Source organism: Vagococcus sp. WN80Y (assembly GCF_059621045.1).
The window spans coordinates 1-26,119 of sequence record NZ_JCAQHY010000123.1; the positions used below are offsets into that span (position 1 = coordinate 1).

Sequence of the window (26,119 nt, forward strand, 5' to 3'; positions counted from 1 at the left end):
CAGATACCTAGAAAAAATTTGTATTCTTCTCTAGGTTTATTTATGTTGCATTAAAAATCACAACAAACAATTTTAAAATAGTTCAGTTTTTACTTGACCTTTTTATAGCTGGCTTAAATTTTGGCAATAAAAATAGCCCATCACTTGTCTTTTAGTGATAGACCCGCACATCATACTCATTTGCCCTTATTCGACTTGCTCAGGTTGATTGCCTGTTTGATGCCAGACCAATTCTCCATTTAACAACACGCCTCTAATGTACTCAATGTCACTTGTCATATTCATAATGAAATACACCGTGTAACTATTTTGGGATATTTCATCATCAAAAACATGGACATGAGTCATTACTAAGTCTGGGAGTTGCCTATTTTTTGGCAATAACTCTGGCTCAATTTCCTCCTTTTCCATCGTGACGCTCTCATAAGCCCACTCATCCCCTTTCGATTCAATCTGATACTGTTTTAATAACAGCTCTTGTGCTTTTTTCAACATATGTTTTCCTCCTATATCGTTTAGCATTGATCGTTCTCTTTCATCGAATAATACTGACGTTCACTAACAATTAAATGATCCACCAAATTTATACCAATTAGCTCTCCAGCTTGTTTTAATCGTGTGGTGAACGCGAGATCATTCTCAGATGGTGTCACGTCACCACTCGGATGATTGTGAGCGATGAAAAAGGCGGCGGCATTACTCAATATTAACGGTTTCATGATCTCTCTTACATGAGCAATACTTTGCGTGACACTGCCAATATGGGCGATATTGATGATGGTTGGTTCATTCTTCACATTCACACCGATAACCACTAAATGTTCTCGATCTTTTTCACCGATAAATTGACGAATAAGGTCAAAACCATCATCTGGTGTCACTAGTTTCCTGGGCTGATACATAATAGATGACTCCTTTACTAATTTGATGCTGACAATGTCTATACGTTTGGCCGACTGCTGATTCATGATAAATTCCTCCTAAAAAAGTTAAGACAAAAATAAACCAATCATCCACGAATTTGGCTGATTGGTTCATAGAAATAATATATATTTATTTTGTTAATTGTTTCATCAACTAGATGTTAGATAGTTCCTGTGTTAAAAGTATTTATTACTTATATTGAACCACTTATTTTCTTTAAGGGTGAACATCGCCAAACCATCAACTAAGATGATTAGACCTTGTGATAAAATAATGCTATCTATCCTATTTAATTTAAACAAGATAAGACAATTAAATAATATTTTTTTTCAAAACCACTAGATCATCTTCATTGATTAGAGGTCGTCCCAATAATATTTCATTGATAGAATTTTCTAATTGAGAATAGACTACTGCATATTTCGCTTTGGTATATCCTTGACATTCAAATTGCAATTTAAGCAACTGCTCATTGAAAAGTGGGTTTCCAAAAGTTTCTTCAATTATTGAGTTAACATCGTCTATAGGCAACTGATACCTATTCACTAAATCAATAAATACTTCTTTAAAAATTTGATAATTTACTAATACATCATCTTTAACATACTTATCATATAATTGTGAGGTTGCTTCTGTTGCAAAAATGGCCAACGGTATACTAGCAACCCCACTTCCAGCTGCACCACCTACTAGTCCTGCACCAGTTGTTATAAGTGTTTTAGCCAATTGTTGTTTTGATACTTTCCCATTAATTGCATTTGTAAGATCAGGTACAACAGTGATTGCTAAAGTAGAAACTGTTGCTATTCTTCCGACATTTTTTGCAGTTTTTTGAGAAATTTCTGCTAAGTTTTTAATGCTAATTCCTTCAGCACTTTTTTTAGCTAACCTAGTTGCACTAATTCGTCCTGCAATTTTGGCCGTACTACCTATAGCTGTAGATATGACCAAAGATTTCCCCCCTTGTTTTAGTGAAATTTGAATAGCTTCTTTAGGATCAGCACCTTTCCAAACCGCAATCAACGCAGAGCACCCTGTGGTTACAAGTGCTGGTGTTAAAGATTGTTTTGCACTCAAAGCCACATCCATCCCGATTTTTTTAGGCAACGATCTATTCAGACTAATAGTCAGATCATACGGAACTCTCCCTTTCATTACACTTTGTATTTTCTTTTTACTCACTTTCCCTTTAAATTCAGGATCATTTTTTAATAATTTCATCGTTTCTACATATTTGTCTGGTGGAATCATTACTGCATTATCATACTCCATAACATCTCTAGCTAGCTGTCTAGGGCTACTCTTATACTTAAGCTGAACCATTTGATTCTTACCCGTAAAGCGATTAGTCATTTTAAAATCAGCAGCATTATCTCCAGTACCATGTCTTTGACCAGGATTGCTTTTAGCTACCATTTCCACTTTTGTAATCGGTGTATTTAAAACTTCCGCATTCAAGTATTCTGCATAGTAGCCTGCACCTTGAGGATAATTTTTTGCTTCTTGATAAGAATAATCAATACTATCTATATTTCTGTTTAGACTTCCCGTAATAGACTGATTAACGCCCCCCTGTATGTACTCCATTCTTCTTTCAAGATCTAATTCAGGTAACTCGTAGCTAGGAAAAGTGACTACTTTTTGTAACGAATCGTCCACTCCATAGTCGAACTTACTTGCAAACGACAACAATTCATTTAGAAGATCACTAAAATGAACTGCTTTATATTTATCATGGATATTTAGTATTTTAAATTGTTCATCTATGTCAAAATAACTTATTTGCAAAATAGAACCTTCTCTTTTTACATCTTCAATCCTATCAAAATAGATACATTCTTCAATATTAGAAGTTTTACTATATTCTATATCTCTTCCCAATAGATTAACGGTATTGTTTACTTCAAACTTAATGATTATACAGTCAGTATTAATGATCATTCCGTATTCTTTCATCTCATAAAGATTCTTACTAGGAACTGGAAAAAAAGCAATCGCATCAAATTGATGATTTCCTACTTTGTTAAAATCTAACGCTCTCCCATATGGCAAATCTTCTCCATAATATCCATCAAATTGTCTAGCAATTTCTTCTGATTGACTAACGATTATTTCGAAAGGATCAAAGCTTTTAAGAATTTTTCTACTAACATAAAGAAATTCAAAATTTTCTTCCCAATTTAAATTTTTTTGTTGCCCAACTATAGTTGATAAAGATATTGCCACTGCCTTCATGACATCAAACTTTTCTTTTGTATTTACAAAAGTTTCTGCGCCTGTTTCTATAACCTGTTTAGAAATTTGGCTAGACTTTTGCGCTGTTTTTTTCAAAATATTTGATACATCGTATTTTTCCAATTGCTTTTTAGATATATCTAGCTCTTTGTTATGCAATTCCTCCTCTTCAATTTTTTCTACGTTTTCAGTTGTTCGAATGAACACCTCTGATTGTTTTATATTTTCTGTTGCCTCTTGTACTGCTGAAATGCCTTGCTTGATTTTTTCATTATTAGCCAAATCTTTAGCTTTTTCCTTTAATGAATTCAACCCAAATTTCTTTTTCATTATTTATCACTCCTCGTGTTATATATTTGAAAATAAAAATTATTGATCAATCTCCAAAGACTCTCTATACATGTTAAAATGTACAACTTTTTCTAATGATAAAAATCCTTGAGCTACTCATCTACAAAATCAAATAACCTTATAAAAAACTGGTAACTACTATTTTCATATCAGACCTACATTTTACTGCCGCTTTTGTTAAAATTCTTTAATCTTATTAACTAAAGAAAAGTCATATTTACTTTTCTTTCACACAACCATTAAAACCACTTTAAATAAACTTCCGTCTCTAAAATTACCTGCAATTTGCTAATTCTACCTTTATATTTAAAATAACTTACTTAGGAGTATTGATGTACTCATGCAACTATTAAATCAAAAAATAATATCTATGTACTTCCTCTATCTCCATTTATCTGTAAACGAAAAGTAGTAATTCTATCAAAATAACTCGATAATTAGATCGATTCACCACACTATAAATCATGATAAATTTCTTTTAAATAACGCCTGATTTGTCGTTCTGAGTAATCATAAAGAATCGCTATTTTTTGAATATCAGCTCGTGAGTATATTTTTCCATTCAAAATTTCCTGCTTCATTTCTAATTTAACAAATGACGAATCAATCAGTTTTGTAGGAAAGGTGACTGTTATTCCTTTAAATTCTTTATAGACAGTTAAACAATTCTCAATACCAATCAAATTAGCTAACTGTTTATAAACACCATTTAATCCTTCTGCTTTACTTGGCTTAATCAAACTACTCACCTTTCCTCCATACATTAATTATACAGACACTCTTTTGAAATTGCCTGTCCTTTTGACACTCCCTTTTTCACTACATTTGTCTTTGACACGCTGTATGAAATGGGCCGAGTTATTGGATTTATTTACACTATAGAAACGACACATAGAAATGCCATTTACTGTAGGTAAACACTTTCACTTAATCTATTTCCATGATACCATTAACTAGCGTCATATTATGACATTTCAAATTAGGAGGAATTCTTTTGAGCAGCAATGATAGACTCGCAACACTCATTTTTAAATTACTAAATGGTGAGGAAATCGCTATTCCAAAATTAGCCGATGATTATACAACTACCATCAGAACAATACAACGCGATATGCAAGTAATCAAACTCACAGGTTCACAATTTGGTTATTCCTTAATTTTCGACAACCACACAAAAAAATATCATCTGGTCTCTTCTTCTCAACTAGATAAACAAAAATTACATGTCATTTTAAAAATTTTACTTGAAAGCAGAGCATTCAATACCGTTGAAACAGAAAATTTAGTCACGTCATTGCTTCAATTAGTAGCCGAAGAAGATGCACTTGAGCTCAAAAAATCGATCAAAAATGAGCTGACCTTTTACCACTCCCTAAAACATAAAGAACTGCTACTTGATAAAATAGCTAAAGTGGATAAATTGATTCAAGAGAAAAAAATAATTACTATTAATTACAAAAAAAATAGAGGGCAACCTATTGACCGACAAGTACTTCCTGTCTCTATCTTTTTTTCAGAGTATTACTTTTATGCTATTTGTTTTGAACTTGATAAAAAACGGTATATAAACTTAAGAATTGATCGCATACAAAAAATAGAGTCATTAAATACTGTCTTTAAAATCCCTCAACAGTATAAATTAGAAGAAAGTCAATTAAGAGAAAAAACATACTTCATGTATTCAGGAAAAGAAACAACTTTCTCTTTTCAGTTCTGGGGAATTATTGAAGCCGCTCTTGATAAACTTCCCAATGCCAAAGTTATTAAAACGCATGATGATCAAAGTGTCATTATTCAGGCTACCGCTCAAGATACAGGTGTTATCATGTGGTTATTAAGTCAAGGTAAAAATGTTCAAGTCCTTGAACCTGTGAGCTTTGTCGATAAAATAAAGAACGAAATTGAACAAATGAAAATGAGATATGACTAATTTCACTTTTTCAACAGGGGATAATAGCTAACCCATCTCATCATTTTTACCTATCAGTTCTTCGGCCTCTTTTAATCAAGTAGTAAATGTGAGGGTATTCTCAGATGATAATAAGCAATATTTTGAGTAACACTATCAATACGTACCATATTAATTTTGATTGGTTCATTCTTAACCATCAGGTCGATAACCACTATATGATCTCGATTTTTTTCACTGATGCATTGACGAATAAAATCAAAACTATCATCTGATATCACTAGTTTTCTAGGTCCATTCCTTTACTAATTTAACTCTGTTAATTGAAGGGTGTTATTTCATAATAACTTTCTCCTTAATTTTTAGAGGTGTAATAAAAAGACTAACCTATCATCAACGACAAGTAGGTTAGCTTCATAGTTATTATCTTAAATCACTAGCATTATTACCTCAAAAATAATGATACAGTAGCCTACTTATTTTCTTGAATATACTGAGTAAACTCTTTTGCATCTTCAACAGCATATCCCGCTGTATTGTGGTTTAAGTAGACTTTCTGTTCCTGTTTATTAAAAGTATAGAAAAAACTAGACATTTTGCCAGGGATATCAACTGTACATTGAAGTGTATTTTCATCACGATCCATGTAAGTAATTACAACTGCTAACTCTTCATTCGTGGTATCTTTTTTATTAACTCGTTCAAGATATTCATCATGATGCATAATAGGATAATTTTCACCCGACCAACTAGAATATAGCTTTGCAAACTCTTTTGCTGTAAGATTAGTATCAGATTGCTTTTTCTTTTCAGTCATCACTACTTGCTCACCGTTTACGATACTGATAAATCCATTAATTAAGTCCTCATTTTCAGTTTCAGTAAAATGTAAGAAATTCTCATTGTTGCCTTGATTTTGTTGAGTCAAGAATACTTTAGGTGATCCGCTTTCGATTACAAAAAAATAAACATGCTTTGCCAAATAAGGCTGTGTTTCCGCATCTGAGTAAACTGCAACTAACTGATATGCCGCCTTCCCCTTACCAGTTTCTGACCATTCGACCTCAACTGGCTGATTTTCAATCGCAAGTTGTGTATCCCCATTAAAAACAGCATCAGGTAGTAGTAAACCGTATAAATCAACGTTGTTTAATTGGCTATAGTTTTTATAGTTCTGCCCCATTACTTTACTAAATTGTTCCATAAACATCTTTAGTTTTTCTGATTTTTCCACATTCCATACGGACTCAGCTTGTTCTTCTTTAGCTTCTTTTACCGCGTCTTTTTTACTAGAATCAGCGACAAGCTCCTCTAATTCTACTTTTTCATTCTCAGCATAGCTCACTAACTTATCTGAACCACCAGTTACTTCTATGACCTTTTGAAATTTATTAACAGCCTTTTCATTTTCTTTAGCTTCTTTGTTTTCTAAAGCTTCTAAATAGAGCTGAATCTGTTTTAAATAAGTTTGTGCCTTTTCATCTTTTGGGCGACTTTCGGATGCCATTTCAGCAAAACCCTCAGCTTGCTCAAACTTTCGTTCAACAATCGCTTCTTTAACTTTTTGCATGGACTGATCATAACTATCAGCTTTACTACAAGACCCCAACAAAAACAAAAACAATACCACGGCAACTCTAAGAAAAGATTTTTTCATCTATACTCCCTCTCTTTCACTTAACGTTCTTATTATACATTAGTTAACAACTTTAAAATAGTAATTCACTAGTGCATAGAACTGTGGAAAAGATGATTTTTGAGTCATACAACAACCTAAAATTCAAAAGCCCTCACCTAAGGCAATTGGAACGGCCTTAATCACGATAGTTCCCCGTATAAAGCCGTTCCCTACCAAAAACCTCATTACTTATGATACGCATGCCCATGAATAATCCTAAAACAGCGATAAATCTGTTCACACAAAATCAACCGCATCAGCTGATGAGGATACGTCACTCGACCAAAAGAAAGCTGTTGGTCACACCTGTTAATAACCTCATCAGAAAGACCTAAAGAACCACCAATCACAAAATTAATTGTACTTTTCCCCTGAGTTGTTACCTTATCCACAGAAGCAGCAAATTCCTCAGATGTGTAATCTTTTCCATTAATAGCAAGTGCATATACATAATCACTATCGCCAATTTTAGCCAAGATCTTCTGCCCTTCCTTGACTTTGATCTGTATCATTTCAGCCTCGCTTAAGGTCTCAGGCGCCTTCTCATCCCCAACCTCAACGATTTCAAACTTACAGTATTTTCCCAAACGCTTCGCATACTCATCAATCCCCTGTTTCAGATACTTCTCTTTTAGTTTACCCACAGCAATAATTCGTACTTTCATATCATCCATCCTTTTATAAAATCGCCACACAAGTGCGTAGCTGCTCAACTCTCTTACGTGTCTAGCCTATTTGCCGAGCTCTTCTTAAATATTAATCTACTTGTGGCTAAAAACCAAGTGAAAAGTTATCCACATTTATCCACAGACTTATCCACAAAGATGTGGATAGTTATGAGTGTGTGATGACTCCTTAAGACTATTATACCAGTTATCCTCAAAAGTTTTACACAATTCACAGTTTCTGGGGATAACTACTGTGGGTAACCCTGATTAAATCTTCATGAGAATCGCTTTTTCTTCACGTTTTTCACAAGTAAAAAAGGTTTTTTCATTAATTGTCAGTTGATTTGTACGAGCTTTTTCATAAAATATTCAAACTAAGATATTAGACTATAGGTGTAAGGTAAATGTATAATGACTATAACGAAAATATAACATAAAAGGAGGAAAGGTGCCTAGCACCGCTTAATATGAGAAAAGATGTAACCCCATATTCACCAAAAAAACAAGGTTCTGGTTTCATTAAAGGGATTGCAGGAGGTGTCGTTGGTGGTCTAGTGACCTGCGGCGTAGCTTTGATGCTCTACACACCGCCTGCAGCTAAAGAAGAACTGACAACCAATTCATCTTCTAATAATAAGGCCAATACAACACAAGTTAGCAATGTTAAGTATAACGTTGAAAGTGATACGACTAAAGCTGTTGAAAAAGTAGAACAAGCCGTTGTTTCTGTGGTTAACTTACAAAAACAACAAAGCTCACAAGATTACGGTGGTCTGGGAGGAATGTTTGGTCAAGAAGAACAACAGCCAAGCGAAGACAGCTCTGACGGCTCTGATTTAGAAGCTAGTAGCGAAGGAAGCGGCGTTATCTATAAAAAAGATGGCAAGAAAGCTTATGTCGTGACAAATAATCACGTAGTTGAAGGCTCTGATGGCCTAGAAGTTATCCTCAGCGACGGAACTAAGGTCGATGCAAAATTAGTTGGAAGTGATGTCTATACTGACTTAGCTGTGTTAGAAATCAATGCTGAAAATGTCAAAGCAACTGCTGAGTTTGGCGATTCTGATGCTGTTAAACTAGGTGAGCCCGCAATTGCTATTGGTTCTCCTCTTGGCTCTATCTATGCTAATAGTGTGACACAAGGGATTATCTCTGGTAAAGATCGGAATATTACCAGCCAAAACGAAAGTGGACAAACAGTTCAAATCAATGCGATTCAAACTGATGCTGCTATCAACCCAGGGAACTCTGGCGGCCCACTTGTCAATGCCGCTGGCCAAGTAATCGGCATCAACTCAATTAAAATCGCTCAAGCAACTTCTGGTGTTTCTGCCGAAGGGATGGGCTTCTCAATTCCTAGTAACGATGTGGTTGAAATCATCAACCAATTAGAAACAAACAAAAAAGTCTCTCGTCCAATGCTAGGTGTCAGCATGTCTGATCTATCTGCTGTAAGCAGCGAACAACAGGAAAAAATCTTGAAGATTCCTGCTGATGTCACATCTGGAGTTATTGTCCGTGATGTCACAGCTGCATCACCTGCTGAAAAAGCTGGCTTAAAACAATATGATGTTATTGTTGCAATCGATGATAAAGAGGTTGAAACAGGATCAGATTTACAATCCATTCTTTATAAGAAAAAAGTCGGCGATACAGTTAAAATCACGTTTTATCGTGAAAGCGACAAGAAAACAGCAACCGTTGAATTAACACTTGATGCTGAAAATGTCAAAAATACACAGAAAAAACAAGCCGAATAAACAAAAAAAGCTCAATTCTGCCAAAACAGAATTGAGTTTTTTTAAATGGCGAATAATGCGCTCGCTATATCTGGATCTGTATCAAAAACCTTTAAATCATGCCCCACACCAAAATCATGCTCTTGCAAAGTATTTTCCATGGTCATATGGGCTAATTCTTTAATATTATTCTCTTTACTCAAATGGCCCAAATAAATTCGCTTCGTTTGATTGCCAATCAATTCAGTCATCACCAAAGCGCCATCTTCGTTGGATAGATGACCTTTATCTCCTAAAATCCGTTGCTTCAAACTCCAAGGATATTTTCCCATTCGTAGCATACTTAAATCATGATTACTTTCCATCAAATAAGCATCTGCATCCTTAATCGTTCCCTTGATTCGTTCGCTACAGTAACCTGTATCCGTCAAAATCACAAACCGTTTATTATTACGGTGAAACTGATAAAATTGAGGATCAGCCGCATCATGAGAGACACCAAAACTTTCGATGTCCATATCACCAAAGGTCAAGGTTTTACCTCTTTCAAAGATACATTTATGCTCAGGATCAATCGCCCCAACATTTTTAGTCATCGCTTCCCACGTTTTCTCATTCGCATAAACATCAATACCATGCTTACGCGATAGCACACCTACCCCGTGAATGTGATCCGTATGCTCATGGGTCACTAAAATAGCATCTAACTCAGCCGGCGAACGACCAACTTCATTCATCAAACTGGTAATTTTTTTACCACTAAGGCCCGCATCTACTAATATTTTTTGTTTAGCTGATTCTATATAAAGGGAGTTTCCAGTACTTCCACTGGCTAAAATACTCACTTTAAACGCTTCTTGACTATCCAAGGCGTGATTCCCCTCTCTCATTTCATACTCGTTCATTATAGCAGAAAACCGCTTAAAATTCATTGTTTAAAATTATGAGCTAGATTCTCCTCACTATTCAGTAAAAAACCTTCTCCAATCGCCACAATAAGCCGAAAGAAGAAGGTTTTCATTATTTTTTAACCTCTGGAATACTAGCAGAAATAACCGAATTAGTAAACGCATTGACCCGCTCCAACTGAATATTATCCTTATTCGTTTGAATCCAAACAAACCAAGCAGGGATATAAACATTCTTATCCCTAACGGTAAAGAGGCGAGTATAGGCTAATTCTGTTTTAAGAATTTTAGATTCACTAGGGATTCTGTTACTCATATACAAGGTCTTAATTGCATCATTTTCACTAACTACTTCCTGTTTTTCACGCAAAGGCTGGATCTCAGATAAATGTGTTTGACTATACCCTTTTATCGTCATCATCTCACCTTCACTAATCTGAACATCAAATACCAACTCCGAGGTCTCATCATAAAAAGGCACTCCCTCAAATTCTTGAGATAACACAATCTCTGGTAATTCAACCGTTGGTTTATCTAGTAGCCGGTATTCAGGCGCATAAAGAATTGGCTCGTCACTACTAAGAAGTGGCTTCAAAGCCTTTTCCAAAGCATCCTCTTGAAAGGTCACTTGACTACTTGGTGACAACGTTCTAGAAAGGCGATGATTTTCGATTTTATCATAGCCCCCCTTAACCACTGTGTGAAAATTAGTTGTTTCAGCACTCAGATAGTAGCCCTCATAAACCTTAGCAGAAAAACTCCCTTCAAAAGAAATTTTATCGACCTTTAGACGGCTTTCAATATCAGCAACAGTCGTCATCTCTGAAACTGGCACCTGATCAATCTGGCTTTGACGAAAGGTAAATAGCAAAAATAAATTTAGCCCTAAAAAGGCATAAAAGAAAATCAATTCGATTCGCTTAAAATCCATTACCCTTCACCTCCCCCTTCTTGGGTCTTCGAGGCAACATTTGCAACACTGTCCCAATAATTATCAATCTTGACGTACCATTCTGGCACCAAATCCACCACCTGCTTTGTCTCACGATTGGTTTCCCACGTATACCCCAATTGTAAATCTTCGAGGTCCTTACGAGCAATCCCCGCTCGTTCAAGCTGAGCCACTGCTTCCTCGGTCGTAGGCAAAGTCACTTCTTCATCAGACGGTATCGGCACTTGGATAGTTTCTTGATTGGTCATCACTTGAACAAGTTGATTCGTACAGGTTACCTCGACCCGTCCGCGAGTATGATCGCTAAAAACAGGAAACCCTTCAACAAAATTACGATACGTCACGCGATTATCCACTTCTTCAAAATAACGGACCGTTCCCATTGAATTTCCGATACTCTGAACATAGTAAAAGCTATTCGTATAAATATTGGGTGTCATATCCGCCGCAAGTGGTTCCTGCATAAGCCTTCCACTAAAAGAAACTTCCCCAGTTCCGTAGCTGATCTTCAAGCTACCGCCTTCCGCATTAATCAAATTAACATCTTTACTATTTTTATTATCGTCATTCGGCATAATTTCTTGCGCGTTGTCAAAAAAAGCTTGAGAAAACAGTGTGTAAGACTGAGTTGATAGGATATAACTATATTTTTTCAACTTTATCTCATCTTTATACTGGTAAAAGACAGGTAAATCATCGTCATCCTGAATTACTTCTATATAACGATTATTGTCTTCTTTTAACAATCGATTAATTTCACTTAACTCACCCTTGATTTTTATCCGATAAACCTGATTATCTTGGTCATTCAAAATATACAAGACTTCTTCCTCAAGAGAGACAATCAATCTCTGAAACTTCATTGTCTCTTTTATGCCTTTGGTGACCTCTTGACCATTAATTTTCAGAAAATAACTTAATTCTAGCGGACTAGCCATCAACAATTCAAATGAATTCGGTGATCTCTTTGCCTCTATAAACTTTGTCGCCTCTTTACCAGAATAAACTGTAAAATGCTCACGAGATAACCGTAGAACTTCCTTTGTCATAGCCGAGATTAAGTTTTCCTTATTCGTATAAAAATGCTTTCCCTCTTCATCATGATAAATTAATTTAACTGGACTAAAAACATCTTTAGGCTGCTTTAAGCTCATGGTGTTTTCAGCCGATTTCAGCGACTCGACTGGTTCTTTACTGCCAGAATTTGTCCAAATTTTCCAAGTTAAAAAGAGACTCAACCCGATCATTGCTACTAGTCCGAAACGGATTAATTTATCAACTAGTTTCATATCCAATCATCCTCCTCAATCGGCTCATAAGGTAAGGAAATATAAAAAGTCGACCCCTTGCCCTCTTCACTTTCAGCCCAAATTGAACCGCCATGATCTTGAATGACTTCTCGTGAAATAGCCAGTCCCAAGCCAGAACCTCCCATTGCCCGAGAACGAGCCTTGTCCACTCGGAAAAAGCGATTGAAGACACGTTTCACATCTTGTTGAGGAATTCCCATCCCCTGATCAGAAATTGAAATAATCACATTATTATGTGTTTCTAACAATGTACAAGTAATTTCTCCACCATCGGGCGAGTACTTTAGTGCATTATTCATAATATTATCAAGCACTTGAATGATTTTATCTGGATCAACTTCCGTCCAAATCGTTCGACGGGTAAACTCTTTTTTAATCGTATAATTTTGATTTTGACTGCGAATCATCATCTCAAAACGCTCCAAAACAAAATTAACCATCTCATTCAAATTAACTAGCTCTAGCTGGATAGGACTCTTCTGAGCGTCGATTCGCGACAAATGTAGAAGGTCATTAATCATTCGAATCATTCGGTCCGTTTCCTCTAAGGTCACATTTAAGAAACGAGGCGCAATCTCTGGATCTTTCCATGCCCCATCAGTTAAAGACTCCAAATAACTCTTCATACTCGTCAAAGGCGTCCGCAATTCATGAGAGACATTTGACACAAATTCACGACGTTCTCGCTCATTTTTTTCTTGCTCAGTCACATCATGTAGCACACAAACTAGCCCACTTATAAAGCCAGATTCACGTCGAATCATCGCAAATTCAGCCTTCAAAAGAGACTGTTCTTCTTCTGAGAGGCTGACATCAATCACTTGGTCGTTTTGCTCCTCTAACAATTGGCGCAAAGTATAATTCTCATGAATATTCAAAACTTCTAAAATAGATTTATTTACCGCCTCTTCGCTAGTCGTATTAAGAAGTAGCAGTGCCATTTCATTAATGATAATCACTTTCCCACGGCGATCCGTTGCAATAACCCCATCGGTCATATGAGAAAGAACGCTATCTAAGCGGTGCCTTTCAGCTTCCAAGGTTTCTTGAGCCTCAGATACTCGGTCCGACAGTTCATTAAAGGTCTGAGCTAATTGCCCCAGCTCATCCTGACCATGAACTTCTATCTCTCCACTGTAATCTCCTTGAGCAATCTTTAGAGCTTGTTGCTGCATCTCACCAATCGGCTTAGTGATTGTCCGTGCAACTAAAAGCGCAACTGCCAAAGAAATAGAGATAGCAATCATCGAAGCAGAGAAGAAAATCAGCGCCGTATCATTAATATCCTTATAGCGGCTTTCAATATCACTCTTCACATAAAGAGCACCAATTACAGCATCTCCCGTTGGTGATTTTATTTGCTGAACATTAATATACACTCGCTTGTTAGTCGCCGAATTTTTAATTTCCTTCCGCTTTTCAGTAAAATCATCCAATTCAGGTACATCATTTCGTTTACCAATATCACTTTGACGGTTGGCATCGCTGGTGGCACGAACAATTCCTTTGTCATCCACGACTCGAACCTCAAAAACATCCTTCTTAGAAAACTCCGTCACCGCTCGTTTAAGCCTTAAATCCCCTTCATCATCCGATGAGTTAAGCTCTGCGCTGAGAGTCGAAGCTAGCTGCTCGACATTCGCATCAATGCTGTCCTTAAAGGCAGAAATGTTATTTTTCTCTAATTCACGAATAAAAATAGCCCCGATGATCTCTACTGATATCAACAGCAGGAGAACAAACACCACGGCGATTTTGAAATGAACAGATTGGAAAAAACGAATTTTTTTCCGCATGCTCTTGCCCCCCTAAACTATAGAAACCCATAGAGCTGATAGCACGCATCATATCTATGGGTTAGTTAACAGTCTAATCACAACTGCTTTAATTAGTCTTGATCCGGGTTGCGTAGATAATAGCCTACGCCACGACGAGTCACTAACCAAGCAGGATGACTTGGACTGTCTTCGATTTTTTCACGCAAACGTCTAACGGTTACATCAACTGTGCGGACGTCGCCGTAATAGTCATAGCCCCAAACAGTTTGAAGTAAATGCTCACGAGTCATGACCTGACCTAGGTGTTTCGCTAAATAATGTAATAGCTCAAACTCACGGTGGGTTAATTCAATTTTTTCCCCACGCTTAGACACAATATACGCATCTGGATGAATAGTCAACGCGCCTATTTCTAATTCATTCGACTCTTCTTCTTCTTGAACTTTACTACTGACAGATCCTTGGCGTCTTAAATTAGCTTTGACACGAGCAACGAGTTCTCGATTTGAAAATGGCTTAGTGACATAATCATCTGCCCCTAATTCTAGCCCTAATACTTTATCAATTTCTGAATCTTTGGCCGTCACCATAATGATCGGCATGTCATAACTTTTGCGAATTTCACGACAAACTTCTAGTCCATCGATTTTTGGTAGCATCAAATCTAGCAAAACTAAATCAGGTTCAACTTCTTTAACTCTTTCAATCGCCTCTTCACCATCATAGGCAGTAAAGACTTCATAGCCTTCCTTAGTTAAATTAAACTTTACGATATCGGAAATTGGTTTTTCATCATCTACAACTAAAATTTTCTTCATACTATTATTTCCTCCTCTTGCTACTTAAACTTTTTCTTCACAAGGCTGTCTTACTTATTATACCTTATTTTACTCTCAGTTTAAACTCTAGATGCTTTCTAGTGAGTTTATTTAAACTTTTTATAAAAAACGGTCGATTTTTTAATGAACCTCTAGTAGAATGAAGAAGACGAGAACTTATATCTTAGTCCCCTATCATTTAATGACTTACTGAGTGGAGGAAACGAAATGTATTCAAATAACACCCTGCTAATCTTACTTACTTCAGCCTTGATGGCACTAGTCGTTTCCATCGGTTGCAATTTCTATTTCTACTTACAACTAAAAAAATTAACGAATCACGAGAAATCAGATGATTCGCAAGAGGACGAAGAAAATGAGACGCAAGAACCTTCTCAAAAAATGTCACATCAATCGGCCTTAGGTCCTAAACCAGACTCCACTATTATGAGAGAAACTCGGATCGAATGGATGAATCAGATTACTGAATTTTCAGAAGAATTAATCAACGAAATACCTCTTATCTTTAATGCATCTCGTCTGATTATTCAACAAAATATCGCCATTAAAAAGGAAATAGCTACTGCCGATACCCATCACGTAAAAGCTGAGCAAATTGACCTATACACAACCAGTGTTGATGAATTCAATGTCATCATGTCAAAACTACGTCTAACTTTTTTTGGCAATAAAAAAAATATTGAGATCCTATCTCAACTAAAAAAAATTACTCGAATCGTTGAACGAGAATACGATGCCCAGATTCAATCTGACATGGGGCGACATGATGCCTTAGTCGAAAAGTATGACCAGCTAATCGAGGAATATCTCGAACTGATTCGCAAACATTTATCTAGTGAGTGGGAAAAAATTAAACGCGGCTTGTAATACCAAGTAAATAAAAAATGCCTAGAGAAATGAGTCATCTTTCTCTAGGCGTTTTTTCCTCACTTCTTTATTTGACTGTAATCCCCTCAAGTTCTAGTAACCGATACTTCAGTGGCAAACCGCCAGCATATCCACCAATTCCGCCATCCTTGCGCAAGATTCGGTGACAGGGCACAATAATTGGCATCGGATTCTTTCCAACAGCCGTCCCAACAGCCCGAGTTGCTTGCGGCTTACCAACTGTCTCAGCCAACATGCTATAGCTTGAATTTTCACCAAATGACACTTTTAATAATTCTTGCCAAACAGCTTGTTGAAAAGGTGTCCCTCGTTTGCCAAAATCAATTGGTAGCTCAAAGCGCTGACGCTTACCGCTCAAATACTCGGTCAATTGTTTGGTATACAGCGCCATCTCTTGTGGCTCTTTACGGAAGACCGCTGCCTCACCAAACTTCGCAAAAAATGCCATCAAATTCACTGCATCACTAGTTTTTATATCCACATAAACTAAGCCACGCTCACTAGCAGCTACCAAAAATGAATAGCCTTCAAATTGAAGCCCGTCATAATAAATCACTGATTCCATGTCATTCACTCCTTAATATAATACTCGCCATAAATAAAAAGTACTGTAACTCGCCCATGCTCCCCACTGTTTCTTTAAGGCGACTAACTCGTCAGAACCAGGTTTTTCTGTCAGGCCTTGAACGCTTTTTAGTGCATTAAGTAAACCAACATCAGACATTGGGAAAGCATCCCCTAGTCTAAAGCAGCGCATCATTACATAATTAGCAGTCCAAGGGCCAATCCCGCGAATCATTGTCATCGCTCGTTCAACTTCAGCTGCACTCGCCATCTCTAAATAATGTCTTTTAGAAATCTTTCCAGTAACTATTAAACGCGCTACCTCCTGCAAATATTCCGCCTTTCGCCTACTGAGTTTCAGCTCCAGCAACTCTTCAATATCAGTCTCAGCAATTACCTCTGGTTTTGGAAACGCCCAATACGCCTGCCCGTGGTAACTCACTTTTTTACCATAGCATTCTACCAAACGACGCTTTAAGGTATACGCAAAACTCAACGTGATTTGTTGACCTAATATCCCCCACGAAATCGCCTCAAAAAAATCTGGAACGCCCATCAAACGCAAGCCATAAAAATGAGTTTCTAACCCTTTAAGGATCGGATCTTTTTCTGCTAACTGATAAAAACCTGCTAGTTCTCGCTCTAAATCAAAAAAATCACGAACAAAGTCTAGCACAAGATTCTTTTGCTGTTCAGATAAAAAACAATCATTTAAAACAGTGATCACCAGCTGATTGTCACTATAGGCAATCTTAACCAAGACCAACTCATCACCGAGCTCAATAACTCGGATAATCTGCTCGTCTTCAATTTGATACATTACTTCATTTGCTTCTCGTAATAAATAATTCAAGTTCTGCTGATAATTAAATTCCTTTGGTACTGAGAGTTGATAAACTTGATTAAGTGGCATCGACTGTTCCCTCGTCTTTCAGATTGATTCAATCTTTCATCACTAGCTTATTTCCAATAACCTAGAGATAAAAAAATAATCACAAGTCAATCAGATCACTCTCTGACTTCTCATGATACACCTTCTTTATTTTAGTTTTTTCTTCATTTAATAGCTTTATATTACCATAAAACGCCCCTAATTAACAGACCGCTCACCCACAAATGCTTCAAAAGTAAAAATCATCATCGACCTATCTTGAATCTACACAGGCCGATGATCATTTCAGTTAAATAGTCTCTATAAATATACGACTAAAATTTGCTTACTCAAGTGCTTTAAGTTCTGCCTCAGCTTTTGCAATTTCAGCCTTTAATTCTACAATCTGCTCTTCTCCTAATGCGACTGATTCATTTAATTGAGCTTTTATGTCTTTATCAGTATTATCATTGGCAAAATCAATTGTTTGTTTTTGAATATCCTCCATTGAAGCAAGAGTATTTCTCAATGATGAAATAGTTTGGACCAGTTCTTGTTTTTTTTGTTTTGTCTTCTCGTTACTTTTTATCTTCTCATTACTTTTTGCTTCTGTTGTTATACTTGAATTAGTTTTTACTGAGCCAACTTTTTGACTACAACCTGTTACTCCAAATAGTAATACAACCGAACATAGATAGACAATCTTTTTCAACTTATTCTCCTTATTCCCTCTGATAGTGTGACACACGTTTCTAATACTACGAAAAGTCTATTATACCATTAAACAGGAAAAGTACCACTACCTATTTATCTAATTTGTACTTTAACTCAAATAGCCAGAGGGCTCTCCTACATAAGGAAGATATAATTCATGCATTGCCCGAGAACTCGCCGTATAAAGCAAGTTTAACTCTTGAGTATCCTTAAAACGTTTTTTAGATACATTGTGAACCGTCACTACATCAAACTCTAGCCCCTTAGCCAAATGAACAGGCATAATCAACACAGGCACATTCAACTCCATCTTACTAGAATCAGCAATCAGCGTTACCTCTTCTGGTCTCCCTAATTCTTCATACAACTCTATGGCTTCCTTGCTATCCTTAGTTAAAACAACTTTACGATAGCCACTAGTCGCCGGCGTTAGCTGTTTTCTTAAGAATGCAAGATACTCTTCCTGAGTAGAAAACTGAGAAAACTCTGGCTCTTTCCCAGGCCGATCAATGACTTCAACCCCACTGTCCTCGCCACCTAACAAATGCTTCATAAAATAACTAATCGGCCCACTTGAACGATACGATTTCAGTAGCTGGACAGATTTGACATGGCGGTGACTTGCTTGAAAAATTTCTTCCACCCGCTTAAAGCTTGTCCCCTGCGCAAAGATTGACTGATAGCCATCTCCAACTAACGTAAAATACGACTCTCCATATACTTTTGATAAGAAATATAGCTGAGCTTCGCTGTAGTCCTGTACTTCATCCAAAATCACAAATTTCGTTTTACGATTATTACGACGTTCGATCATCAAGTGATTCAAATAAGCAAATTCAGTTGCTTGATCCAAAGACATAGGATTGTTAATGGGCAACCCCGTAGCCAAAAGATAATGACTCTCTATATCAATCCAACTAAAATTGTTAATACTCCCCTTCAAATTGCTATAGCGGCGATTAACCAAGCGATTAATAACATGCTGAATATTTTCTTCTTCATTGCCCTTCTTATTTTTGGCAAAAAGCTGATTGTACTCTTCATTACTCAGATTTTCCAGCTCATCACGCCACTTAGGCTTCTTGCTTTCAGTCCGAATAAATTTAGCTAACGCCTCATTCATTTGATCTTTTAAATAAGCCAGTTTCCGGTACAGCTCCACTTCTTTTGGCAGGGACATAATCGTTTGCTGCATCCATTTAGTTGAAATAATCAACTCGTTTCCACGTTTTATTGGCGTAAAATCCATCAGTTCTGGCTTTAACTCTGCCACATACGCTTCAATTGCTTTCATATTATCTAGAGAATTCAAGACATGAGGATTTTTTAACTGCTCCTCTAAATTCTCTACCTCATAGTGACGGCCCCGATTACGCATTAAATCCCGATACGTCATCTGACGCGGGTTCTTCTCACCTAAGCTAGGTAGGACTTCCTCGATGTACTTACTAAACATCGGATTAGGTGACAATAATAAAACTTGCTCCGGTAACAAATCATCTTTAAAACGATACAACAGAAAAGCAATCCGCTGTAAAATTGTTGAAGTCTTACCACTTCCCGCAATTCCCTCAACAATCAACACATCACTCTTCGTGTCACGAATAATAGCATTTTGCTCTTTTTGAATGGTACTGGTAATATCGGTTAACTGAGCACTAGACTCTTCATTTAACACCTCTAATAACATTGGATCTTCAATTGCTGTGCTTGTATCGAAAAAGTCAATCAGCTTACTCTTTTTCAGCTTCATTTGGCGGCGATTTTTTAAATCTACTGCGACTTGTCCCATAGGCGCTTCATAACTCGTCTCACCTAAATTATTTTCATAGTACAGGTTAGCAATCGGTGACCGCCAATCATAAACATATTGATGATGATCTTCATCACTGAAACCTGCCACACCAATATAAAATTGTTCTACCTTAGACTCATCAGGATATTGAACATCTAGCTTAGCAAAATACGGCCCTTCTAACAATTGACCAATATTACGCTTTTGTTTATCTAACCATTCGCGTTTATAATTTAACTGGGCCAATTCTTGATTTTTTTGTTCCACTTCAATTAATGACTCAAAACTATCGGAGGCTGATGACGTATTCATCCGAATATCATCGGAAAGATTCTTCAAGAAATTACGAGAATCTAATTCAGCATCATCGGAGTCATTAAAAACTTTCTCTTGCATCTCCAATAATTTGCCATATACCATGGTTAAATAATCTTGCTCTATTGCCCATTCATTTTTTTTAGACATAGACTCTCCTCCTTGATTGAAAAGCTAGACTGACACACAAAAAATTGAAATCCCAGTAGCCAAATCTGGCATTCGTCATTAAAGTTCCCCCAAGCTTTCAGACCCTTGAGTTCTTCTTCACGAATAAATAATTTTACGCTGATATAAGGGGTTTGTCAATCTTTTCAAACAAACGTTCTCATTTTTTCTAATTCACGCAAAGTGACCCACTATTTTCTATCACTCACACTATTTTTCTGCTAAGACTTACCTGATAGTCGACCTTTAATAACAAAAAAGATGGCCTCTCTACTAGAGTGTTGCCATCTTCTCTTATTAACTTCCTTTTCTTTTAGCGTAGCGATAAGCGACACTCCCAATCACTTGAACTGCCTGAACAAAAATAATTAAGAGGAGTACCGTACTATAGAGAATCGTATCATCAAAATTTTGGTACCCATATATCACGGCTGTTGAGCCAAGACCACCAGCGCCGACAGTTCCTGCCATCGCAACCGATCCCAGTACGGAAACGATAGCCAAAGTAACACTCGAAATCATCGACGGAAATGCCTCTACCAACATTACGTTAAAAAATATTTGCCAGTTGGAGGCGCCAAAGGATTTAGCGGCCTCAATCAAATCTGGACTAACCTCATTCAGATTATTTTCTAGTAATCTAGCAATAAAAGGAGCCATTGCAATGGTTAGCGGGACGATTGCCGCTTTAATCCCAATTGTTGTCCCTACTAAAAGTCGAGTTAGTGGTGAAATGGCGACCATCAAAATAACAAAGGGGAATGAGCGGATAATATTAATCAACATATCCAGCGTTTTGTAACTCCATTTATGAGGAGCTAAGCCATTTTCTTTTGTATAAGTCAACGCAATGGCCAATAAAAAACCTAACCCCCCAGCCAATAAGGTGGATAGAAAAACCATTATGACCGTCTCATGAAAACTTGGCAAAAGCACTCTCGTAATTAACTCACTGTATGCCATCCAGATTCCCCCCTTCACTTAAGTCATAAGTTAAGTCTTGAGTCTCTAAAAAGGTTCGGCATGACTCAAGATCCTCTTGGACTATCTTAACTGTGAAAAAACCATATTCATCATGGCGAAAGGTTGCAATCTCACTTTTTAATAGCTCAAAAGGATGAGAAAGCTGTTGCGATAACTGATATAACAATGTCTTAATCTCATCATTCTGAACGCAAATCTTTACATAGTTTCCTTTTTCCTTAAAATTAGAGCACTCACTGCCAAGCAGTCTCTTCAGTCCTGGTGGTTCAGAAAAAAACAAGTCCGTCACTAACCCCTGCTCAACCACCTTACCATCCTCAATAATTGCCATCTCATGACAGACTTGTTTAATAACACTAATTTGATGGGTGACAATCACAATGGTCACCCCTAATTGTTGATTAATGGTCGCCATCAATTCCAAAATTTCACGCGTTGTCTTGGGATCAAGAGCAGAAGTCGCCTCGTCACACAATAAAAGCTTCGGTGTCATAGTCAGTGCTCTGGCAATTGCAACTCGCTGCTTCTGGCCACCTGACAATTGGGCAGGCATTGCTTCTGCTCGATCCTCCAAGCCAACAATCTCCAAAAGTTCTCTGATTTTTTTGTCAATCTTATCCTTAGAGTAGTCCCAACATCTCATAGGTAATGCCACATTATCAAAAACAGATCGCCGTTCTAACAATGTAAAATTTTGAAAAATCATCGCAACATCTTTTCTAAAAGACTGCAGTTCTTTAGCTGACATTGCTTTAATTTCTTGTCCGTCTATTTTTAATGAGCCTGCTTGATAATTCTCCAATCCATTCATACAGCGCAGGATCGTAGATTTTCCAACGCCACTTGACCCAACAATGCCAAAAACAGTCCCCGCTGATATAGCCAAATTAATCTCATTTAAAACTGTCCGCTGCCCGTATACTTTAGTTAAGCCCGCAAGTTGAATCATTCACTCTCTCCATTAGGCACACGTTTTTTAATCCCTTGGTACGCTCCTCGATAATAATTTTCTTTCAAGCGAATATCGTATTCGTCTTCTCGTCCCGCTTCTTTCAGCTTCGCTATAATAGTCTTTTTATACTTAGCATTTTCCATTGGATTTAGTGTTTTAAGCAGGCCATCCGCTACTTCACTTAATTGATTGTACGGAATCCCAATACTCAACTCATCTCTTCCCCACTGAGCAACATACCGCGTCCCCGAACACATCATCGAAAAATTAAGCTGATTACGCTCAAATGGAAATGAGGTGCACTCTTGACACATTGCTTGCATTCCAGTCATTTTAATCGTACTCAATTGACCTGAATGATACGCGTGACCTTGTAAAATTCGCATCGCATTATAAGGGTCCGTCACAACAATCACCACGTCGGGATTTTTTTGCCAGTTACTTGCTGGCAGAACAGCAACACCATAGTTTTCTTGCTGACAATAAACCATCTCCCGCGCCACTGAGCGACTCACACGAAGGTCTTCATAAACTCGCATATTGGCATGCTTTTGACCAGATTGACTATAATTATCCTCCTTCATTAAACCCAAAGCCACAGCGGAGGCCGGGCAAGCAAAATTGTCGATCGTCATTTTTACACCCTTACCTTCGCTTGCATTGCGAACAGTCACACAGTAGGGTAACAGTCGCTGACACTGCGGTGCATCAAAAGTATCGTACTCTTCTTTAGTCGCGATAAACGATACGCCGACTACTTCACGTTCTAGCTCTAACAAATCGTTAAATAATTGAATTGCTTCTTTACTCTCCATCATGCTAGCTCCTTTTTAGTTAGTCTTCGTAAAAGGTATAAACCCCTTTAAAGTGATCATTAATTGCTTCTTTACTACGATCAGTCAAAAGAGCTCCATTAATGTCCTTTGCCCATGTTGTTTTCTCGTTCTTTTCTTTCACTATTAAACTACTTGGAAAATCTGCTGCATGCTGATCTCGAATTAAGTAATCATTAAAATCCTTACCGGCATTAAACATAAAGGTAAAGAAACAAACCGCTCCATCCAAATCCTCTAAACTTCTCACTGTCTGTGCTTGCTCAATTTCAACATACTCTATTTTTTTAGGATTATCCACAATATCAAGTACCGTAAAGCCTTCTTTCTTATCCTTAGATAAGGTCAACATTCCTGCATCTTCTAACATCTTTAATGAATTATCACGATTCATCGCATCATTCATTATCGCTATCTTAGCCCCATCAGGAATATCTGCCAATTTTTCATGTTTACTTGAATAAAGACCGATTCCAGTATAGTACACTGGCGGTTCGATCATTCTTAGATCTCCGTCTTTTTGTTTATTAAATGCCTCCACAAATGGCTTGTGCTGTGCAAAAGCGGCATCCACATCACCACTATTAACAGCTTCTAGCGATTCAATATTATTAGAAAAAGTCACAAATTCAACTTTATAGCCTTTGGCCTCCATGTCTTCCTTTGCTGCATTCAGGACAATTTCTGACACCTGATTACACGCAATTTTTACTGTTTTCTTTTCCTCAGCCTGCTCTGTTTTTTCTTTTTTCTGACAGCCTGAAATAGTGATTATCATCACAAATAATACTAAAATCCCCAATATTTTTTTCATAGTCACATTCTCCTTATAAGTTTTTACATGTGTATTTTATCACATAAAATTCACTAACAGTAGCAAATTTCCGCCCTTTTGAAGAAAACCAAGAGAAAGTCAGATATAACCACTTTTCCTCTGATAATTGACCACTTACTTCCAACATCGATTAACATTACCGCTTATCTCGCTTTATTTGCTATAATTAATCTAAAAGGGGATTACTCACTTGGGAAAACTCTATATGAAACAAAAAGTGTTTAGCTGGCGAGATCGTTTTACCATTAAAGATGAAACAGGAAACGATGTTTATTTTGTTAGTGGCTCTATCTTATCACTCGGGAAAAAATTATACATTCACGATACTCGTGACCAAGAAGTCGCAAGAATTGAACAACGACTGCTTAACTTATTACCGAAGTTCACCTTATACATCGGCAATCGAGAAGTTGCTGTTATCAAAAAAGAGTTCACCTTTTTTAAGCAGAAATATGACATTGACAGCACTGATATTCAAGCAGAGGGGGATTTCCTCGCAATGACGTTTACCTTAACTCGCCGCGGAAAGATGATTGCTAGCGTTCAAAAGGCTTGGTTTAGCTGGGGAGATAGTTATGAAATCCGCATAAAAAATCGTGAGGACGAATTAATTGTTTTAGGCCTTGTTCTTGCCATTGACTTTATTTCTCATGATGAGCCCCACTCATCCTCTGACTAATCTGTCATCACTATACCATTAAAGGAGACCTTGACATGCATTATCTTGAACCGCTGATTCACTTTATCGTGCTTGCTCTTAACGTGATTTCAATTCTTATACTTGTACTTGGAGTTGGGAAAGCTACTTATGATTTTGTTCGTAATGAAGCAAGGCGATTACCTCGTTTAGAAAACGCCAAACACAACAATATCATTAAAAATTACTTAGGAACCTATATCCTTTTAGGTTTGGAAATTCTGATTGCAGCGGATATTATTGAATCCATTATTAATCCTACACTACAAGATATTTTAGTCCTAGCCGCAGTCGTTGTGATACGAACTGTAATCTCTTATTTCCTAGGTAAAGAAATAGCTGAAACTAAAATTGATTGAGATAAGGGACGGGAAACTATCCGTCCTTTTTTACAGACACGGAAGAGAAGACCTACAAAATCCGTAAGTCTTCTTTTTCGTATTTATTGTTTCCAGCCAAAGATTTTTTATGTTTCCAACATTTTATTGCATCCTTTAAAGAACCACCTGTGTTATCGTCAAAGAAATCACGAATATATGTATTATACTCAAATTGTTTGTCGATTACGGTTTTATTTACTTTCTTGTCTTCAAGAATCTGATAGTAGGCATCAACAGATTCTTTATACGTTTTTCCTGAATTTTTCTTTAGCCATTGCTGGAACTTGACGTTAAATGAAAATGTCTTTCCGATATTTTCTTTAAAGAAAGCTCTGTGTATTTCTGAGCAGACAATATTGTCTTCAATTTTGCTTTCAAGAGAGAGCGAGCTGATATCATTCTTTATTTTTGTTTTTTTACTAACGTTTAGTTTCTCACCCGTTCTTAAAAAATGCGCAATTCTATTAGTTAATTCTTCTTTGCTACCAGCCGCTTGAATCCCCTCGTATTTACAAAATGCTACTAGCTCTTCTTTTAGGTAATAAAAATCACGAAATATGCTTTCATCTATATTCTTATCAAGTGATGGTCGATTCATTCGTTAGTCTCCTCATTTGCTTTATAAACTTATATCCTCTTTAATAATATCAGATAGCATGATAAGCCACAATATCAGTAGGATCACGACGGTGGACTATCTTGTTTCACTAAATATGATGCTAGGATGAAATCATGGACACGTTTTGGTAGAATTATACCTAAGAAGAAAAGGACGTGTCTCAAATGGCAAAACAACGATTTACTGAAGAGTTCAAACAAACGATTGTTGACC

General features: G+C 36.9%; 25 protein-coding genes. 5 read left to right on the forward strand and 20 right to left on the reverse strand.

Annotated features, from left to right (window positions below; genetic code table 11):
* Positions 1-186 precede the first annotated feature (186 nt).
* From AC5KOD_RS05470 to AC5KOD_RS05485, 4 genes are all read right to left on the reverse strand, one after another.
* Positions 187-495: a 4'-phosphopantetheinyl transferase gene (locus AC5KOD_RS05470; protein ID WP_496913527.1), complete on the reverse strand. Its 309-nt coding sequence runs from the start codon at positions 493-495 to the stop codon at positions 187-189.
* A gap of 20 nt (positions 496-515) precedes the next feature.
* Complete coding sequence (locus tag AC5KOD_RS05475; RefSeq protein WP_496913528.1) at positions 516-968, reverse strand: JAB domain-containing protein; 453 nt, start codon at positions 966-968, stop codon at positions 516-518.
* A 268-nt stretch (positions 969-1,236) separates the two neighbouring features.
* Positions 1,237-3,489 carry a hypothetical protein gene (locus AC5KOD_RS05480; protein ID WP_496913529.1) on the reverse strand — a complete coding sequence of 751 codons (2,253 nt, stop codon included), beginning with the start codon at positions 3,487-3,489 and terminating at the stop codon, positions 1,237-1,239.
* A 476-nt stretch (positions 3,490-3,965) separates the two neighbouring features.
* Positions 3,966-4,259 (reverse strand): hypothetical protein, encoded by a 294-nt coding sequence (locus tag AC5KOD_RS05485; protein WP_496913530.1) that lies wholly within the window; start codon positions 4,257-4,259, stop codon positions 3,966-3,968.
* Positions 4,260-4,504: 245 nt separating this feature from the next.
* On the opposite strand from AC5KOD_RS05485, the gene AC5KOD_RS05490 reads away from it, so the two are divergent.
* Entirely contained in the window at positions 4,505-5,440 is a 936-nt protein-coding gene (locus tag AC5KOD_RS05490) for a helix-turn-helix transcriptional regulator (protein WP_496913531.1), read from the forward strand.
* 451 nt (positions 5,441-5,891) lie between these two features.
* Here the strand turns inward: AC5KOD_RS05490 and AC5KOD_RS05495 are convergent, their stop codons facing one another.
* Both AC5KOD_RS05495 and rlmH read right to left on the reverse strand, forming a co-directional pair.
* Positions 5,892-7,076 (reverse strand): DUF4767 domain-containing protein, encoded by a 1,185-nt coding sequence (locus tag AC5KOD_RS05495; protein WP_496913532.1) that lies wholly within the window; start codon positions 7,074-7,076, stop codon positions 5,892-5,894.
* 206 nt (positions 7,077-7,282) lie between these two features.
* Positions 7,283-7,762 carry a 23S rRNA (pseudouridine(1915)-N(3))-methyltransferase RlmH gene (rlmH, locus tag AC5KOD_RS05500; RefSeq protein ID WP_496913533.1) on the reverse strand — a complete coding sequence of 160 codons (480 nt, stop codon included), beginning with the start codon at positions 7,760-7,762 and terminating at the stop codon, positions 7,283-7,285.
* A gap of 470 nt (positions 7,763-8,232) precedes the next feature.
* Between rlmH and AC5KOD_RS05505 the strand changes: the two genes are divergently transcribed.
* Positions 8,233-9,525, forward strand: coding sequence for a S1C family serine protease (locus tag AC5KOD_RS05505; protein ID WP_496913534.1), 1,293 nt, complete (start codon positions 8,233-8,235; stop codon positions 9,523-9,525).
* 41 nt (positions 9,526-9,566) lie between these two features.
* Here AC5KOD_RS05505 and AC5KOD_RS05510 read toward each other — a convergent pair whose 3' ends face one another.
* From AC5KOD_RS05510 to yycF, 5 genes are all read right to left on the reverse strand, one after another.
* Positions 9,567-10,394 carry an MBL fold metallo-hydrolase gene (locus tag AC5KOD_RS05510; RefSeq protein WP_496913551.1) on the reverse strand — a complete coding sequence of 276 codons (828 nt, stop codon included), beginning with the start codon at positions 10,392-10,394 and terminating at the stop codon, positions 9,567-9,569.
* Between the two features lie 130 nt (positions 10,395-10,524).
* The gene (yycI, locus tag AC5KOD_RS05515) at positions 10,525-11,343 is read right to left on the reverse strand and encodes a two-component system regulatory protein YycI (protein WP_496913535.1); all 819 of its coding nucleotides are present in this window, start codon (positions 11,341-11,343) and stop codon (positions 10,525-10,527) included.
* Entirely contained in the window at positions 11,343-12,653 is a 1,311-nt protein-coding gene (locus AC5KOD_RS05520; RefSeq protein WP_496913536.1) for a YycH family regulatory protein, read from the reverse strand. The genes yycI and AC5KOD_RS05520 overlap by 1 nt, the downstream gene beginning before the upstream one ends.
* Positions 12,650-14,470: a cell wall metabolism sensor histidine kinase WalK gene (walK, locus tag AC5KOD_RS05525; protein ID WP_496913537.1), complete on the reverse strand. Its 1,821-nt coding sequence runs from the start codon at positions 14,468-14,470 to the stop codon at positions 12,650-12,652. Before walK ends, AC5KOD_RS05520 begins: the two co-directional genes overlap by 4 nt.
* A 92-nt stretch (positions 14,471-14,562) precedes the next feature.
* Entirely contained in the window at positions 14,563-15,270 is a 708-nt protein-coding gene (gene yycF / locus AC5KOD_RS05530; RefSeq protein ID WP_496913538.1) for a response regulator YycF, read from the reverse strand.
* 228 nt (positions 15,271-15,498) lie between these two features.
* On the opposite strand from yycF, the gene AC5KOD_RS05535 reads away from it, so the two are divergent.
* Positions 15,499-16,158 carry a hypothetical protein gene (locus AC5KOD_RS05535; protein ID WP_496913539.1) on the forward strand — a complete coding sequence of 220 codons (660 nt, stop codon included), beginning with the start codon at positions 15,499-15,501 and terminating at the stop codon, positions 16,156-16,158.
* A gap of 67 nt (positions 16,159-16,225) precedes the next feature.
* On the opposite strand, the gene AC5KOD_RS05540 is transcribed toward AC5KOD_RS05535, so the two are convergent.
* The 8 genes from AC5KOD_RS05540 to AC5KOD_RS05575 all read right to left on the reverse strand — a co-directional run bounded on the left by AC5KOD_RS05540 (position 16,226) and on the right by AC5KOD_RS05575 (position 24,189).
* Positions 16,226-16,744 carry a methylated-DNA--[protein]-cysteine S-methyltransferase gene (locus AC5KOD_RS05540; protein ID WP_496913540.1) on the reverse strand — a complete coding sequence of 173 codons (519 nt, stop codon included), beginning with the start codon at positions 16,742-16,744 and terminating at the stop codon, positions 16,226-16,228.
* Positions 16,745-16,756: 12 nt separating this feature from the next.
* Positions 16,757-17,656: a DNA-3-methyladenine glycosylase family protein gene (locus AC5KOD_RS05545; protein ID WP_496913541.1), complete on the reverse strand. Its 900-nt coding sequence runs from the start codon at positions 17,654-17,656 to the stop codon at positions 16,757-16,759.
* A 304-nt stretch (positions 17,657-17,960) separates the two neighbouring features.
* A complete protein-coding gene (locus AC5KOD_RS05550; protein WP_496913542.1) occupies positions 17,961-18,326 on the reverse strand; it encodes a hypothetical protein in 366 nt (121 codons plus the stop codon).
* 111 nt (positions 18,327-18,437) lie between these two features.
* Complete coding sequence (locus tag AC5KOD_RS05555) at positions 18,438-20,588, reverse strand: HelD family protein (protein ID WP_496913543.1); 2,151 nt, start codon at positions 20,586-20,588, stop codon at positions 18,438-18,440.
* A 315-nt stretch (positions 20,589-20,903) separates the two neighbouring features.
* Complete coding sequence (locus tag AC5KOD_RS05560) at positions 20,904-21,569, reverse strand: methionine ABC transporter permease (protein WP_496913544.1); 666 nt, start codon at positions 21,567-21,569, stop codon at positions 20,904-20,906.
* Positions 21,556-22,539 carry a methionine ABC transporter ATP-binding protein gene (locus AC5KOD_RS05565; protein WP_496913545.1) on the reverse strand — a complete coding sequence of 328 codons (984 nt, stop codon included), beginning with the start codon at positions 22,537-22,539 and terminating at the stop codon, positions 21,556-21,558. Before AC5KOD_RS05565 ends, AC5KOD_RS05560 begins: the two co-directional genes overlap by 14 nt.
* Positions 22,536-23,357: a DUF169 domain-containing protein gene (locus AC5KOD_RS05570; protein WP_496913546.1), complete on the reverse strand. Its 822-nt coding sequence runs from the start codon at positions 23,355-23,357 to the stop codon at positions 22,536-22,538. Before AC5KOD_RS05570 ends, AC5KOD_RS05565 begins: the two co-directional genes overlap by 4 nt.
* A 19-nt stretch (positions 23,358-23,376) precedes the next feature.
* The gene (locus tag AC5KOD_RS05575) at positions 23,377-24,189 is read right to left on the reverse strand and encodes a MetQ/NlpA family ABC transporter substrate-binding protein (RefSeq protein WP_496913547.1); all 813 of its coding nucleotides are present in this window, start codon (positions 24,187-24,189) and stop codon (positions 23,377-23,379) included.
* Positions 24,190-24,415: 226 nt separating this feature from the next.
* Between AC5KOD_RS05575 and AC5KOD_RS05580 the strand changes: the two genes are divergently transcribed.
* Together AC5KOD_RS05580 and AC5KOD_RS05585 are read left to right on the forward strand one after the other, a co-directional pair.
* Complete coding sequence (locus AC5KOD_RS05580) at positions 24,416-24,889, forward strand: LURP-one-related/scramblase family protein (RefSeq protein ID WP_496913548.1); 474 nt, start codon at positions 24,416-24,418, stop codon at positions 24,887-24,889.
* Positions 24,890-24,924: 35 nt separating this feature from the next.
* Entirely contained in the window at positions 24,925-25,266 is a 342-nt protein-coding gene (locus AC5KOD_RS05585) for a DUF1622 domain-containing protein (protein ID WP_496913549.1), read from the forward strand.
* Between the two features lie 52 nt (positions 25,267-25,318).
* Here AC5KOD_RS05585 and AC5KOD_RS05590 read toward each other — a convergent pair whose 3' ends face one another.
* On the reverse strand, positions 25,319-25,885 hold the full coding sequence (locus AC5KOD_RS05590; protein WP_496913550.1) for a DUF6434 domain-containing protein: 567 nt from the start codon (positions 25,883-25,885) through the stop codon (positions 25,319-25,321).
* Positions 25,886-26,119 lie beyond the last annotated feature (234 nt).

Coding starts and splice junctions, on each gene's coding strand:
- AC5KOD_RS05470 (WP_496913527.1), bottom strand. CDS start 495: ATGTTGAAAAAAGCACAAGAGCTGTTATTAAAACAGTATCAGATTGAA.
- AC5KOD_RS05475 (WP_496913528.1), bottom strand. CDS start 968: ATGAATCAGCAGTCGGCCAAACGTATAGACATTGTCAGCATCAAATTA.
- AC5KOD_RS05480 (WP_496913529.1), bottom strand. CDS start 3,489: ATGAAAAAGAAATTTGGGTTGAATTCATTAAAGGAAAAAGCTAAAGAT.
- AC5KOD_RS05495 (WP_496913532.1), bottom strand. CDS start 7,076: ATGAAAAAATCTTTTCTTAGAGTTGCCGTGGTATTGTTTTTGTTTTTG.
- rlmH (WP_496913533.1), bottom strand. CDS start 7,762: ATGAAAGTACGAATTATTGCTGTGGGTAAACTAAAAGAGAAGTATCTG.
- AC5KOD_RS05505 (WP_496913534.1), top strand. CDS start 8,233: ATGAGAAAAGATGTAACCCCATATTCACCAAAAAAACAAGGTTCTGGT.
- AC5KOD_RS05510 (WP_496913551.1), bottom strand. CDS start 10,394: ATGAGAGAGGGGAATCACGCCTTGGATAGTCAAGAAGCGTTTAAAGTG.
- yycI (WP_496913535.1), bottom strand. CDS start 11,343: ATGGATTTTAAGCGAATCGAATTGATTTTCTTTTATGCCTTTTTAGGG.
- AC5KOD_RS05520 (WP_496913536.1), bottom strand. CDS start 12,653: ATGAAACTAGTTGATAAATTAATCCGTTTCGGACTAGTAGCAATGATC.
- walK (WP_496913537.1), bottom strand. CDS start 14,470: ATGCGGAAAAAAATTCGTTTTTTCCAATCTGTTCATTTCAAAATCGCC.
- yycF (WP_496913538.1), bottom strand. CDS start 15,270: ATGAAGAAAATTTTAGTTGTAGATGATGAAAAACCAATTTCCGATATC.
- AC5KOD_RS05535 (WP_496913539.1), top strand. CDS start 15,499: ATGTATTCAAATAACACCCTGCTAATCTTACTTACTTCAGCCTTGATG.
- AC5KOD_RS05540 (WP_496913540.1), bottom strand. CDS start 16,744: ATGGAATCAGTGATTTATTATGACGGGCTTCAATTTGAAGGCTATTCA.
- AC5KOD_RS05545 (WP_496913541.1), bottom strand. CDS start 17,656: ATGCCACTTAATCAAGTTTATCAACTCTCAGTACCAAAGGAATTTAAT.
- AC5KOD_RS05555 (WP_496913543.1), bottom strand. CDS start 20,588: ATGTCTAAAAAAAATGAATGGGCAATAGAGCAAGATTATTTAACCATG.
- AC5KOD_RS05560 (WP_496913544.1), bottom strand. CDS start 21,569: ATGGCATACAGTGAGTTAATTACGAGAGTGCTTTTGCCAAGTTTTCAT.
- AC5KOD_RS05565 (WP_496913545.1), bottom strand. CDS start 22,539: ATGATTCAACTTGCGGGCTTAACTAAAGTATACGGGCAGCGGACAGTT.
- AC5KOD_RS05570 (WP_496913546.1), bottom strand. CDS start 23,357: ATGGAGAGTAAAGAAGCAATTCAATTATTTAACGATTTGTTAGAGCTA.
- AC5KOD_RS05575 (WP_496913547.1), bottom strand. CDS start 24,189: ATGAAAAAAATATTGGGGATTTTAGTATTATTTGTGATGATAATCACT.
- AC5KOD_RS05580 (WP_496913548.1), top strand. CDS start 24,416: ATGAAACAAAAAGTGTTTAGCTGGCGAGATCGTTTTACCATTAAAGAT.
- AC5KOD_RS05585 (WP_496913549.1), top strand. CDS start 24,925: ATGCATTATCTTGAACCGCTGATTCACTTTATCGTGCTTGCTCTTAAC.
- AC5KOD_RS05590 (WP_496913550.1), bottom strand. CDS start 25,885: ATGAATCGACCATCACTTGATAAGAATATAGATGAAAGCATATTTCGT.